12 protein-coding genes are annotated in these 14045 nt (G+C 51.8%); 7 read left to right on the top strand and 5 right to left on the bottom strand.

The window, feature by feature from the left end:
- The first annotated feature begins 69 nt into the window (after positions 1 to 69).
- Positions 70 to 1515 (top strand): HAMP domain-containing sensor histidine kinase, encoded by a 1446-nt coding sequence (locus CIK78_RS07080; RefSeq protein WP_096278563.1) that lies wholly within the window; start codon positions 70 to 72, stop codon positions 1513 to 1515.
- Between the two features lie 11 nt (positions 1516 to 1526).
- Positions 1527 to 2927 carry a sigma-54 dependent transcriptional regulator gene (locus tag CIK78_RS07075; RefSeq protein WP_096278560.1) on the top strand — a complete coding sequence of 467 codons (1401 nt, stop codon included), beginning with the start codon at positions 1527 to 1529 and terminating at the stop codon, positions 2925 to 2927.
- A 217-nt stretch (positions 2928 to 3144) separates the two neighbouring features.
- Here CIK78_RS07075 and CIK78_RS07070 read toward each other — a convergent pair whose 3' ends face one another.
- On the bottom strand, positions 3145 to 3663 hold the full coding sequence (locus CIK78_RS07070; RefSeq protein ID WP_226938605.1) for a hypothetical protein: 519 nt from the start codon (positions 3661 to 3663) through the stop codon (positions 3145 to 3147).
- A gap of 415 nt (positions 3664 to 4078) precedes the next feature.
- On the opposite strand from CIK78_RS07070, the gene CIK78_RS07065 reads away from it, so the two are divergent.
- The 4 genes from CIK78_RS07065 (at position 4079) to CIK78_RS07050 (ending at position 8905) form a co-directional block, all read left to right on the top strand.
- Positions 4079 to 5281, top strand: a complete 1203-nt coding sequence (locus CIK78_RS07065; protein WP_096278559.1) for a glycine betaine/L-proline ABC transporter ATP-binding protein — start codon at positions 4079 to 4081, stop codon at positions 5279 to 5281.
- A complete protein-coding gene (locus CIK78_RS07060; RefSeq protein WP_096278557.1) occupies positions 5281 to 6111 on the top strand; it encodes a proline/glycine betaine ABC transporter permease in 831 nt (276 codons plus the stop codon). The genes CIK78_RS07065 and CIK78_RS07060 overlap by 1 nt, the downstream gene beginning before the upstream one ends.
- A 55-nt stretch (positions 6112 to 6166) precedes the next feature.
- Positions 6167 to 7042 carry a glycine betaine ABC transporter substrate-binding protein gene (locus CIK78_RS07055; RefSeq protein ID WP_096278555.1) on the top strand — a complete coding sequence of 292 codons (876 nt, stop codon included), beginning with the start codon at positions 6167 to 6169 and terminating at the stop codon, positions 7040 to 7042.
- 222 nt (positions 7043 to 7264) lie between these two features.
- Positions 7265 to 8905 (top strand): BCCT family transporter, encoded by a 1641-nt coding sequence (locus CIK78_RS07050; RefSeq protein ID WP_096278553.1) that lies wholly within the window; start codon positions 7265 to 7267, stop codon positions 8903 to 8905.
- Between the two features lie 87 nt (positions 8906 to 8992).
- On the opposite strand, the gene CIK78_RS07045 is transcribed toward CIK78_RS07050, so the two are convergent.
- From CIK78_RS07045 to CIK78_RS07035, 3 genes are all read right to left on the bottom strand, one after another.
- The gene (locus tag CIK78_RS07045; protein WP_096278551.1) at positions 8993 to 9718 is read right to left on the bottom strand and encodes a 3'-5' exonuclease; all 726 of its coding nucleotides are present in this window, start codon (positions 9716 to 9718) and stop codon (positions 8993 to 8995) included.
- Between the two features lies 1 nt (position 9719).
- Complete coding sequence (locus tag CIK78_RS07040; RefSeq protein ID WP_096278549.1) at positions 9720 to 11633, bottom strand: DUF294 nucleotidyltransferase-like domain-containing protein; 1914 nt, start codon at positions 11631 to 11633, stop codon at positions 9720 to 9722.
- A 204-nt stretch (positions 11634 to 11837) separates the two neighbouring features.
- Positions 11838 to 12230, bottom strand: coding sequence for a DUF4168 domain-containing protein (locus CIK78_RS07035; protein WP_096278547.1), 393 nt, complete (start codon positions 12228 to 12230; stop codon positions 11838 to 11840).
- 204 nt (positions 12231 to 12434) lie between these two features.
- Between CIK78_RS07035 and CIK78_RS07030 the strand changes: the two genes are divergently transcribed.
- Positions 12435 to 13307 carry a DMT family transporter gene (locus tag CIK78_RS07030; RefSeq protein WP_225734302.1) on the top strand — a complete coding sequence of 291 codons (873 nt, stop codon included), beginning with the start codon at positions 12435 to 12437 and terminating at the stop codon, positions 13305 to 13307.
- A gap of 11 nt (positions 13308 to 13318) precedes the next feature.
- On the opposite strand, the gene mtgA is transcribed toward CIK78_RS07030, so the two are convergent.
- Positions 13319 to 14035, bottom strand: a complete 717-nt coding sequence (mtgA, locus tag CIK78_RS07025) for a monofunctional biosynthetic peptidoglycan transglycosylase (protein ID WP_096278543.1) — start codon at positions 14033 to 14035, stop codon at positions 13319 to 13321.
- Positions 14036 to 14045: the final 10 nt, after the last annotated feature.

The raw sequence follows: 14045 nt of genomic DNA, 5'->3' as shown, positions 1-14045 counted from the left end.
ATTCACTTGCGGGCCGAACCAGCAACGCTGCCCGTCACTACGCAGTATTAAGGCCACCATGGATATCGCATGCGACTACGCAATTTAATTATTCTGACGGTGATTGTGCCGCTGTTTGTGATCCTGGTGGTCTTTAGCTTAGTCGCCATTAAGTCGCTTGAAGACAACGTACGCTCCAAACTACAGACCGAAGTCGAAATTATTACCCGGGCGTTAAGCACCTCACTTAGCTATTCCATCACGCCGGGCAGCGATACATCACTTGAAGAAGCCCTACAGTCAGCGTTCTCTTTCCACCGCATTTACGGTGCCTATGTGTTTGATACCGATGGACGCGATATTTATGGACTGGGTCTCGGCAAAGACATTTTTAGCCGTGAAGAAATCCAGCAGGTCATTGAACGCGACGATCTTTATAGCAATTATCGTGAGCACGATGGCTGGAACTATTACTCTGCCTTAACGCCATTACGCGCCCAAAATGGTACCGTGTACGGCGTGCTCCAGGTCAACCGGCTTAATACTGGCATCGAAACCTACACGGGCTTTATTAGCATCGTCGCCGTGTTGGTATTTGTGGTGGGTGCAGGGGGAATCGTATTCAGTATTTGGTGGGGGTTCCGCCGCTATATAGAGCGCCCCCTTAATCGATTACTCCACGTTATGCTACTGGTAGAAGGCGGAGATCGTAGTCAGCGCGCGGTCGAAGATGGCCCCACCGAATATCGCCGCCTTGCATCGGGGTTAAACGGCATGCTGGATGCGATGGCTGGGAAGGATCACGATATCGAAGACCGTCAGCGGCGCGAAATTGAGCTTGAGAAACGCTTACGAAAATCGAAAAAACTCGCTGAATTAGGCGTACTGGCCGCGGGCGTTGCCCATGAGATAGGCGCCCCGCTGACGGTCATTAATGGCCAGGCACAGCGCCTTGCTCGACGCGATGTGATTGGCGATGACGAGCGCGCCCGGCTGGGCCGAATTCGCGGTGAGGTGGAGCGTATTGTTGAGATCGTGCGCCAGCTAATGGAACTAGGCCGCCAGCATAATGTTGAGAAAGGCAGACAGGCGCTCGATAAACTTATTAAGAGCGCCAGCGACTTGGTGGAGGATGAACTAGAGCCACGCAATATTCGTCTGGTCATTGAATTACCATCGCCGACACCCAACTTATTAGCGGACGGCCAACAAATTATTCAGGTACTTACCAATTTACTGCGCAATGCGGCACAAGCACCCGACGTCAGCTGCATTCGCCTACACGCCCAACAGAACGATCACGAGCTAATCATATGGGTAGAAGATGATGGCCCAGGCATCCCCACTCCCCATCATCTTAAAGTGTTCGATCCATTTTTTACCACCAAGCCCGTTGGCCAAGGCAGCGGTTTGGGGCTTTCCATGGTACATCGCATTATTAACGACCACGGCGGTACGATTGGCGTATTTGATAGTGCTCTTGGCGGCGCTGGATTTGAAATTACGCTACCCCTTGGTGAAACCGCATCCGCGTGAGGACAACATTTGTGACCCATCAGGAACACCTTTTACCTTTGCTAGTGGTGGAAGACGACACCGCGATACGTGAGTTATTAGAAGAAGAGCTGCAGGATGCCGGCTACACAACGCTGGGTGTCCCTAGCGCAGAAGAGGCAGTTGCCTTACTGAGCCATACCACGGTTTCGCTAGTCATCACGGACGTGCGGCTACCTGGCATGACCGGCATTCAACTGCTTCAACAGCTACGCCAAGCAGGCAGTGAGCTGGGTATTATTGTCATTACTGCATTCGGCACCATTGACCAAGCCGTCGAAGCGCTAAAACTGGGCGCCGACGATTTTTTGACCAAGCCGCTGGACCTTGATGCCATTCGCGATGCGGTATTCCGCGTATTGGAAAGGCAGCGTTTGGCCGTCTCCCCCGATACCAACATCAGTCATTTCCACGGCATAGTGGGCAAGAGCTCGGTGATGCAGGCGCTGTTTCACGATGCATCACGCCTTGCAAAAAGCGCTGCTCCGATTCTGATTTTAGGCGAAAGCGGTACCGGTAAAGAGCTTTTGGCCCGCGCTATTCACCAGGAAAGCCCTCGCAAGGACCAACCGTTTGTACCGGTCAACTGCGCAAGCATCCCGGCTGACTTGATGGAAAGCGAATTTTTTGGGCATGTTAAGGGCGCGTTTACCGGTGCTAACGAAGCGCGTAAAGGCCTATTTCATAGCGCCCAAGGTGGTAGCCTATTTCTAGACGAAATTGGTGAAATGCCGATTAACCTTCAAGCCAAGCTACTGCGCGCACTGCAAGAAAAAACCGTACGCCCGGTGGGTGGTGAGCGAGAAGAGCCGGTCGATGTTCGCATTATTGCAGCGACGCACCGCAACTTAAGCAAAGAAATAGAGCAAGAAAACTTCCGCAGTGACTTGTTTTACCGCCTAGAGACTTTCTCGCTACGCATCCCGCCGCTGCGCGAACGCGGCACTGATATTGAGCATCTCATTTTTACACTGATCGATAAGCATGCCGAAGCTCAGGGTAAGCATATAGAAAAATTTGAGCCGGAAGCACTCAACAGCCTTCTTAACTACCCCTATCCAGGCAACGTCCGCGAGTTAGAAAACGCCATTATGCGCGCAGTGACGCTGAGTGAAGACGGCTCACTCAGCCATAAAGATCTACCCGAGCGGCTGCGCGTCAACTCCGTTTCTGATGCGAGCGCTCCGCTAGTGGCAACACTTAGCGGCGAAGTGCTCGCGGCAAGCCAGGTATCAACACCCGCAACCGCCCGCTGGCCCAGCTTAGAAGAAGTTGAAAAACGCTATATAAACAAAGTATTGGAAGCTACTGGCGGCAATAAACGTCGCACGGCCGAAGTACTGGGCATTGCTCGCAGAACGCTGTACCGACGCTTAGAAGACAACGAAGAATAGCAGGCATGGCGCCAGCCAGAACGTTAATCGCTATACAAAACTAAAAACCACAAAAGAGACATAAAAAAAAACCCCCGCGGGCGCGGGGGCGAAAAAGATGATAAATCGTGTGGAGCAGCCGCAGGGAACAGACAGCTGAGTCGACTTATCATCGTAGGGACTGGTACTTTCTGTTCAAGTGCTGGCCTCATCCTTGAGGCTGAGCTGAAAACAGAGCTTACGTATTACTTGATGTTTCATCATCGTCTGCATTGCTGTCACCAGGCATTGGATCTGTGCCTTCACCGAACCCCGCCTCATCTTCATCAGGGTTCATGGTGCCTTCAGCAGGCTCATCCATTGTGTCTCCGGGCATGGTGTCGTCGGTAGACATAGGATCTTCAGAGGACATAGAACCTTCAGCCCCGGCCCCTGTACTCTGATTCATTGAACCTTGAGCAGCAGGATCGTCATTTAACCCAGGGTCCTGTTCCATATCCATAGCAGGCTCTTCGTTCATTCCAGCGGCGGGCTCAGCCGTCGTATCTTGCTCAAGTGGAGCAGACTCTTCAGCAGGCGGCGGTACAGCCGCGTCGTCGCCGCTATCTCCACAGCCAGCCAATACGATAACGCTGGCGGCCGTTGCCATCATGCATAGGGTCATCCAGTGAGGTCGCTTGGATGACTGCTGATCTAAAGTGGTTTGGTTATCGGTCATAGCCAGATCGTTATTAACGCGGTCACATTGCTTGTCCATAATTACCACCTCTAATCTTGAAACTAATGAAGCTCGCTATCCGGTAGACAGCTTTAACTTGAAACATTACTGATATGCCTTCCATACACTTCGCGTGCCATTTATCTTTGTAAAAAAAATATAGCTTTAAAAACAATACCTTAATAAATAAAAAACATTGCTTATATTATTTACCACTCATATTTAAATGGGTAAAAAATGACACATGTGGCGTTAGTTGCCGCGTTGAACGGGCCGTTGTGACACATTGAGCCCGCCCATGTATAATAATTAATAATAAATCACTCAGCTGAATCTCTTATTTTTTTTATGAATAGCGTGTATCGCTGCCTCCATTGCAATGATCCCTCTCATTCATGTGGTCTAAACGGAGTGACGCTGCACGGCTACTCTGCTCAACAAAAAGGCATCGTCGATGGATCAAACACGACCCGTCAAAATTCAAGTGCGCGGTTTAAGTAAAGTCTTTGGCAAGCATCCCCAAAAAGCCATTGAGCTTCGCAACCAAGGCATGAAGCGCCCAGAGATTTTGGAAAAAACAGGCCAGACACTCGGGCTTTCCAATATCTCCTTTGATGTCTATGAAGGAGAGCTGCTAGTCATCATGGGGCTGTCAGGATCTGGCAAATCAACGCTGATTCGCTGTCTCAACCGTCTTATTGAAACCACCGAAGGTGAGATCATCATCGACGGTGAGAACATTCCAACCTTAAAAGAAAAGGCGCTTTTAGAGTGCCGTCGCCGCCACTTTTCAATGGTGTTTCAGAACTTTGCGCTCTTTCCTCATCGTACCGTTCAACAGAATGCTGAATTTGGCCTAGAGATCCGCGGCGTTGAGAAGGCAGAACGGCATGAAATTGCCCACCGTTCGCTCAAGCAGGTTGGCCTTGAAGGCTGGGAAAATGCTTATCCTAATCAGCTTTCTGGCGGCATGCAGCAGCGCGTTGGCTTAGCGCGCGCGCTGGCCAACGATGCGACGGTGCTATTGATGGACGAAGCCTTCTCGGCACTCGACCCGCTGATTCGTAAAGACATGCAGCAAGAGCTTTTGCAGCTGCAGTCTAAAATGCAAAAGACCACGGTATTCATTACTCACGATCTCGATGAGGCGCTCAACATTGGCGACCGGATCGTGCTGCTGAAAGATGGCGAAGTCGTGCAAATTGGCACGCCCGAAGAGATCCTCACCCAGCCGGCAGATGACTACGTACGGCGCTTTATCCAAGGCGTTGATCGCGCACGCATATTAACCGCTGAAAGTGCTATGCGACCGTTGCGCTCGACTGCTCGCGATAGCGATGGCCCCCGCACTGCGCTACACCGTATGCGTGACCATAGCATCGACTCTATCTATGTTGTCGACCGTGACCGTCGCTTGCTCGGTTTATTAGAGGCTGATGCGGCTAGCCGCGCAATTGACGAAGGTGCCAGCTCCATCATCCCCTACTTAACCCAAGATTTCCGCAAAGTTCCCATGGACGAACCGCTGCATAACCTGTTTGCCATGTTCAGTGAAAAAAGCTTCCCCATCGCCGTTACTGACCAGCAACAGCAGCTGCTGGGCGTGGTGGTAAAAGGCGCGGTACTCGATGAACTGGCACGAGCAGGAGAGCAATAATGGATATCCCTCGCATTCCGCTTGGTAATTGGATCGAAACGGGCCTGACCTGGTTGACCAGCGAATACTCATCGGTAACCCGGGGCATCTCGCGCTTCACTCAAACCGGCATTGATGTCTTAAACGATAGCTTAATGTGGCTGCCTGAATGGGCGCTGCTGGCGCTGATTGCGCTCTTATGCTGGAAACTGGCCGGCCCTCGCTTAGCCATTGGCGCTATTGCTGGCCTAGCGTTGATTTGGAATCTGGGGCTATGGAACCCCATGATTGAGACGCTCACTCTGGTCGTCTTTGCTACCTTCGTTGCCGTGATTATTGCGCTACCGGTGGGCATCACAGCGGCCTTATCGGACCGTCTTTATCGGTTCATCATGCCGACGCTAGATTTTATGCAGACCATGCCGGCTTTCGTGTATTTGATTCCCGCGATTCCATTTTTCGGCATTGGCTCGGTATCGGCTATTTTCGCGACCGTTATTTTTTCAATGCCGCCAGCGATACGTTTTACAACGCTAGGTATTCGCCAAGTCCCGGTAGAGCTGATTGAAGCCGCCGACGCCTATGGCGCAACGCGGAGCCAGAAACTATTCAAAGTACAGCTGCCACTCTCGTTACCGACGGTGATGGCAGGTATTAACCAGACCATTATGCTCGCCCTTTCCATGGTGGTGATTGCCGCGATGATTGGTGCAGATGGGCTAGGCAGCGAGGTGTGGCGGGCCATTCAGCGTCTGCGCCCTGGTGATGGTTTTGAAGCAGGTATTGCGGTCGTGATTCTGGCGATGTTGCTTGATCGCTTAACACAGTCGCTCAGGAAAACACGGCAATAGTGCAAATAGCAGTAGAACGACACATTAATAAATCTATACCCAAGGGAGAACGTGAATGAAATATCGCACATTGAACCTCCGCATCCGTATGGCCTCGCTGGCGCTATTAGCCGGAACCGGTATCGCGGTTAGCAGCGCGGCGCAAGCCGAAGAAGACAAAGGCTCGATTAACCTGGCCTACGTGGAGTGGTCATCTGAAGTTGCTTCCACCAACGTTATCGCCGCCGTGCTTGAACAAGCGGGCTATGAGGTTGACCTTACCTCTCTCTCAGCAGCGGCCATGTTCCAGGCGCTTTCTACGGGTGACGCGGACGCTATCGTTGCCGCTTGGCTGCCGACCACCCACGCTGAATACATGGAACGCGTAGGCGACAGCACTGAAGATCTAGGCGCTAATCTCGACGGCACTAAGCTGGGCCTCGTCGTGCCCGAGTACGCCGATATCGACTCCATTGCTGATCTTAACGATAACGCCGACAGTTTTAATGGCGAGATCATCGGTATTGACCCCGGTGCAGGCTTGATGGCGCTGTCCGAAAAGGTTGTGGATACCTATGACCTTGGGCTGAACCTGCGTAGTGGCAGTGGTGCCACCATGACAGCGGCACTTTCTAGCGCCATCAACAACGAAGAAAATATCGTTGTCACCGGCTGGACCCCTCACTGGATGTTCGCGCGCTTTGACCTTAAATACCTAGATGATCCGAAAAACGTTTACGGTGGTGCGGAGCAGATTCACACGGTCGTTCGTCAAGGCCTGAAGGACGACATGCCCGAAGCCTATGCAATTCTCGATGCCTTCGAGTGGACACCAGAGCAGATGGGCGAAGTCATGCTGCTAAATCAGGAAGATGGAAGCGATCCTTACGAAAATGCTAAACAGTGGATTGAAGACAACCAAGACATAGTCGAACAGTGGCTAGGTAGCTAAGACTAAACAGCTAAACAAGCTTGTCGATACGACGGCAAAGGACGTTTGCCCTCTGCCGTCGTTGTAAATCTATTTATTATGCAAGGCGACGCATAATACGTTGAATGCTCTGCTAACAGATTTGCTATTGTGGGCGACTAACCATGCGCTATTCGATGTTGGTTGACGACCACATTTTGGTTTCTGTACACCCTATTTTTTGATCGCCATAGAGAGGCTCCTGTGGATAACCACGACGATAAACGCTCCCCTGAAGAGCCGAGCTCTGAGGGCATACGCTCTCCAGATGGCGCGGCTAATCTAATCGACACGGATTACGTGATCGGTCAGGACAACATTACCACCACTACCATGGGTCTTAATCTTGACCTACATGGAAAGGTGTTCAGCATTTCGGCGATCGTCGTCCTGCTGTTTGTGGTACTAACACTGGCGCTACAAGACACTATCGCGCCTATTTATGACGCTATTTTCGGCTTTCTGACCGGTAATTTAGCGTGGTTCTTTATGTCAGCGGCGAATATATTCGTCATTCTCTGTATTGGCCTGATTTTCTCACCGTTGGGTAAAATCCGTATTGGCGGTGCTGATGCCAAGCCTGATTACACCTACATGGGCTGGTTCTCAATGCTGTTTGCCGCAGGCATGGGCATTGGCCTGATGTTCTTCGGCGTCAATGAGCCGCTGACACATTTTGGCACCTCACTCAGTGGCAGTGACTGGGCGCCATTAGGCGGTGCCGAAGGTGATCCTGCCGCCGCTGCATCGCTCGCCATGGCAGCGACTATCTATCACTGGGGCTTACACCCCTGGGCGATTTACGCGATTGTGGCACTGTCGCTAGCGCTGTTCGCCTTTAACAAGGGCCTGCCGCTTTCTATGCGCTCAGTGTTTTACCCAATTTTGGGTGAGCGCGTTTGGGGCTGGCCAGGTCATGTCATCGATATTTTAGCGGTATTTGCGTCGCTGTTTGGTTTGGCTACCTCGCTCGGCCTTGGTGCTAGCCAAGCAGCCGCGGGCCTAAGCTACCTGTTCGGCGCGCCTGAAAGCGATGTCACGATGATCCTGCTGATTATCGGGATTACGATTATCGCCATTGGCTCAATTGTGGCGGGCGTCGACAAGGGTGTGCAGCTGCTCTCCAAGATCAACATCGCCATGGCGGCGCTGCTGCTTGTCTTCGTCATCGCTGTCGGCCCGACGCTGCTGATTTTAACTGGCTTCTTTGAGAACCTGTGGAGCTATGCGGTTCACTTACCAGCGCTGTCAAACCCGTTTGGCCGCGAAGACGCTAACTTCAGCCAAGGCTGGACGGCCTTCTACTGGGCATGGTGGATTTCCTGGTCCCCTTACGTCGGCATGTTTATCGCGCGGGTATCACGCGGCCGTACAGTGCGTGAGTTTTTGATTTCAGTGCTGCTAATACCTTCGCTGGTATCGGTACTCTGGATGACCACCTTTGGCGGCACGGCTATTGACCAATTTGTGAGCCAGGGTATTACGGCCGTGCGGGATGCAGGTGTCGATCTACAGCTCTTTATCATGTTGGAGCAGCTGCCGCTGTCGCAAATCACCTCTTTCATCGCTATTTTGCTGGTGATTATCTTCTTTGTGACCTCATCCGACTCAGGCTCTCTTGTGATTGACTCAATCACAGCGGGCGGCAAAGTAGATGCACCCACGCCTCAGCGCGTGTTCTGGGCGATCATTGAGGGCGCTATTGCGATTGCTCTGCTGCTAGGCGGTGGCTTAACCGCTCTGCAAACCATGGCAGTATCTACCGGCTTCCCGTTCACTATTATCCTGCTGGTGGCGTGTTATGCCATCATCAAAGGATTAATGAGCGAACCTAAAGCGGTCTAAGAACTGTCTTAAGTACTATCGCTGCAATGCAAACGGGCAACCCTCTGGGTTGCCCGTTTTGCTTTCTAGCCTTTCAATCTTATGCGCTCAGCACCATAGATCTTTCAATGGCGTTTCCGGTCGATAGTGAGTAGCAATCTGTGCCTGCAGCAACTCTGCCGTCGCCAAGGCATCCACCAGCGCATGGTGCCCTTGATAAACAGGCAGCCCATAGCGCTCACGGCTAGCATTCAGGCGTATCGAAACCGGTGGGCGGCCCAGCCAGCGACGAAAACGGGCCCATAGCGTTTGACGGTGTAGCCTAGCTTCCAGAGACATCGTATCAATCATTGGAAACAGCACCCCTTCCCCTCGCCGCGCATTAACGGCCGCATCTAAGAAGGGTCGCTCAATATTGCGAAAATGCACCACGACTAAGCGCCCGGCTAGCTGCATCAATAGCTCGTCGAGTATTGCCTCTAAGTCCGGTGCCTGCGCAATTTCGGAGTGGGTAATATGATGATAGGCAATGGACGCTTCTGCCAATGGGCGCGAAGGGTTAACGACCCAATAGCGCCGTTCGGCGAGTTTTATACGGTCTAGCGTAAACGGCACAATGCCGACACTTACGATCGCGTGCCGCCGCTCATCAAGCCCAGTGGTTTCCATATCCAGCGCCACCATAGGCACCTGCGAAATAGGCGTTTCAGGATCTGGAAGTAACGTACCAAAAAAATTTTGAATGGCTGGATTACGTGCTTTCTCCAGCCGCTGAGCCATATAACCTGCCCAGTCGGCCTGCGTTATTTTTTGGCGTGGGCGTATTCCATGCATCCTAGCGCCCCTGCCGCTGGGCGGGCATCGGATAGCGGAATTTTAAAAACTTCTGTGCGTTACTGAGCACTTGGAAAGCATCCTTCAACGTGTGACGTTCGCTATCTTCAACATTTTCTGGCTCGATATTGTTATCAGGCAGACGATCCTCTTGAAGATCAATCATCTGATGGCGTATTCGCGACATGCATAAAAACTCAAATGCGTAGCTCAGCTTTTCGCTCATGCCGGTCGCCAATAGCTGCGTGTGACTGATGTCATTCAAACGCTGAAACGAGTTTTGTGCCTTAGAACCACAGGCCAAGGCGTGTATCCGCACCAAATCTACCATCGGCGCCGTGCCTCGCCGCTTAAGATTGATGGAGTTATTGTGCTTACCGTCTTGCTCCATCACAAAGGTGCGAAAAAATCCCAACGGCGGCGTGCGGTTTAACGCATTACGCGCCATAGCCGCTAAGAAGAGAGGCGATTTGGGCGCCGTCAGAGCAATCTGATCTTGCAGTGCTTCCACATAGTGATCCTCGCCATAGCAGCTATCCAGATCGAAGAAAATCGAGCTATGTAGCAGTCTTTCCGGCGTTGGATTAGCCATCCAATCTTGGAAGTAACGTTTCCAAACACTTAGCGGCTGACGCCATTGCGTATTGGTGGCCATAACATCGCCTTTGCAATAGGTATAGCCACAGGCATCTAGGCCATCGCTGACAATGTTTGCCATAGCGAGAAAATATGCATCATGCTGCTCAGGGTTAAACTCATCTGAAAGGATCAGCGCATTATCCTGATCCGTGACAATGCTCTGTTCATTGCGCGCCATAGAGCCATTGACCATAAAGCAATAGGGCACGGGCGGAGGTCCAAGCTCGGCTTCAGCCATTTCCAACAGTCGTCTTGTAAAACTACGCCCAACCGTTGAGAGTGCGCTACCGACCATCTGAGAGTTAGCACCCTCTTGCACCATACGCACAAACGAGGCCCTGACATCCGACGCTAAACGGGCAAGCCCCTGCACGCTTGATTGGTTAAAGATATTGCTAACCAAATAGAGGCCACTGTGTGTTTCATAGCGGATAATATCGGATAAATGTACGACGCCTACGGGGCGCTGACGATACAGCACAGGCAAGTGGTGCACGTTATTACGCAGCATCGTCAGCATCGCTTCATTGACAGAAACGTCGGATTGAACGGTGATGAGCCGTGAGGAAATCACCTCGCCTACTGGCGTTTGCGGCGGTAGGCCTTCAGCCACCACGCGGGTACGAAAATCGCTATCGGTCAGAATGCCACACATTTGCCAGGTTCGACCTTCGCTATCTTGAAAGCTGAAGCGTGGGTTATCACCAATGCCCTCTTTGATGACGAGTAGCGCAGAGGCCTGTGCTTCACTCATCTGCTGTGCGGCAAGCTGAACGCTGGTCGAGGTTTCAACCATTACCGGATTCCGGGTAAGCAGCTTGCGTATCCGCGTGACCATCATATCGTTGGATTTTTTTTGCTGCTCAGCGATCGTTTCTAACCGTGGTCGCTCAAGCTCTACAAAGTCGGCAAAATGATCGTCTTCTTCACACAGCCGCTGGAACACTACATCAGGAATAAAATAGATTAACGTATCTTCTATAGCCTCTGCGGGGAAACGCACCTTGTGATTACGCAGCAGGCTAAAGTGACCAAAAATATCGCCTTCACCCAGGCGGTTATGTAACTCTCCTTTGCTACGGTAAACTTCTACAGCGCCGCTACGGATATAGCACAAATCATTGAGCGTCTCGTTAAGCACTAAAATAGCGCTGCCATTTTTGAAGTAGCTGACTTCCACCTGCTCGGCAATGGTATCAAGAAGATCATCCGATAGGCCGTCGAAAGGCGGGAACCGCCCCATATGCTGGCGTATTTCTAACAGCTCAACGTCCATGGAATCTCCTAGAGCGTAACGTTCAAAAGTTAAGGTGAATTGTGTAGGGATGGCCCCTGGACGTAAACCCTGTGCGCATAATAAAAGCAGTTAACAGCAAAAAGCCCGGTGCTGAGAGCACCGGGCTTTAAGTGGCAAAGGCCACACTGGCATTAATTTTTGCGAATCAAGTCAAATAATGTCAGCGGATCTTGCTCATCGACCTTATGATTGACCGGCCATTTCTTGAACGCGCTGCATCATCTCTGGATCTTGCTGAATGGATTGACCGATAGCGTTGAAGGTATCAACATCTAGGCCGCTGTCTTCGACCACTTCAATCATTCGGTCGTTGGCTTCAGTGCGCACTTCCTGCTGCGATGATTCATCTTCCGCTTCCTGCAGACGCTGAGTGTACTCTTGCGAAACTACCGCAATTTCTTGAGAAGCATCGGCAAACTGCTGGAGCTGATCATCAGAGAAATCCTGGGCTGGCGCTGCTTGCTGTGTAGCCATCGGATCTTGCGCTGGATCTTGCTCTTGCTGGGCGTGGGCAGTAGCCGTCATCAGACCAGTGGCAAGTAGGGCAGCAGAGAACAGAGCAGTTATACGTTGCATAATAAGAAACCTCATTCACACGTTATGGATGTGCCAACTGTGACGCGCCGTATCCAAGCAGGTTCAATTTATGATGTAAAAGTTAGTAACAAAAAGAACAATAAGTAACTGATGCGCGCTTACGCCCTTCTTTTCAGGAAAACTATAGTGATTAATTTCAATAGCTTGCACAAAAAATACCGAACCTCGTTAGGGCTTGCGGCAATGCCTATTCTTTTTGTGCTGCTATGGAGTACTGGCTTCATTGGTGCGAAATTCGGCCTTCCCTATGCAGAACCTTTTACGTTTTTGTTTATTCGTTTTGTCCTAACGCTGTTGCTGCTAACGCCCCTCGTCGTGGCGATGCGTATTTCCTGGCCATCATCACCGATGCTATGGGTGCATATCGCGATAGCCGGTTGCTTGGTCCACGGGGCCTATTTAGGCGGCGTTTTTTATGGCATTAGTCTAGGCATGCCTGCGGGCCTTGCGGCTCTTCTTGTCGGCCTTCAGCCGCTACTGACCGCAGCGTTTGCGGGGCCGCTCTTAGGCGAACGGCTTACTCGACGCCAATGGCTAGGGTTAATGCTGGGGTTAATCGGCATCGTCTTTGTACTGGGCAGTAAGCTTGAGATTGGCGAATCGCTTTTCGATGGCTTCGGCATAAACGCGCTGCTGTGTGTGACGACCGCTTTAATAGGTATTTCAGTGGGCACGCTGTATCAAAAACGCTACTGCACCAGTATGCCGCTGCTGTCAGGAGCTGTTATTCAATATTTGGCAGCAGGGGTTTTGCTGGGATGTGGAGCACTGTTGTTTGAAACACGCGAGGTTGAATGGACCATCACCTTTGCACTGACGCTTGGATGGCTGGTGCTGATTCTCTCAGTCGCCGCTATTTTGCTGCTCATGGCATTGATAAAAAAGGGCGAAGCCTCGCGGGTAGCGAGCCTTTTTTACCTGGTGCCACCGGTCACGGCGCTTCAAGCGTGGTGGCTATTTGACGAACGCCTCCCACTGCTAGGGCTGGGAGGCATGCTGATTGCTTTGGTCGGTGTGGTCATGGTAGTTCGAAAGCCCAGAGACAAGACGGCATAGCGGCAAAACATTTACAGATTATTTAGATAGCCTGGGCCACCTAAATTACGCATTTGCTGGCGTATCCACTGGCTGCGCCGTTCAACCTGGGCGTCTGGGCGGGCAGCGCTACGCGTACGAGGACTGGGTAAAATAGCGGCAAGCAGGCTTGCTTGGCGCTCAGTAAGGCTGTTGCCAGAAACGCCAAAATAATGCTGAGAAGCCGCCTCTAAGCCAAACACACCGCTATCCCATTCGGCCACGTTAAGATATACCTCCAGAATACGCTGCTTGCTCCATAGCGTTTCAATCAGCAGCGTAAACCACGCCTCTAAGCCTTTTCGCGCCCAGCTTCGTCCCGTCCATAGAAAAACATTCTTGGCCGTTTGTTGGCTAAGCGTACTAGCGCCACGCAGCCGCCCACCGTCTTGGCTAGCCTGCAATGCCCGCCGCAGCTCCACTAAATCAAACCCACCGTGATGAGGGAAACGCTGATCTTCTGCGGCAATAACGGCCAGCTTGGCATTCGCAGAAAGCGAACCCCAGCTGCGCCACTGCCGCTGTATGCGAATTGGCTCGCTGTTAATCCAACTCTGCACTTTGCGTTCGACCATGACCATTGATCCCGGCGGGGGAACCACGCTAAAAAGCAGCACAATCGCCACTGATAAGAGCGCAAACGCTAGCAGGCCGCGCCATACAAAACGCCATAGCAGACGCATGAAACGACGCAGCGAGCGATTGAGCATCCAGGTATCC

The organism is Halomonas sp. JB37 (assembly GCF_002332255.1).
In the GTDB taxonomy this organism is placed as follows: domain Bacteria; phylum Pseudomonadota; class Gammaproteobacteria; order Pseudomonadales; family Halomonadaceae; genus Vreelandella; species Vreelandella casei.
This window is presented reverse-complemented; position numbering and strand designations above follow the sequence as displayed.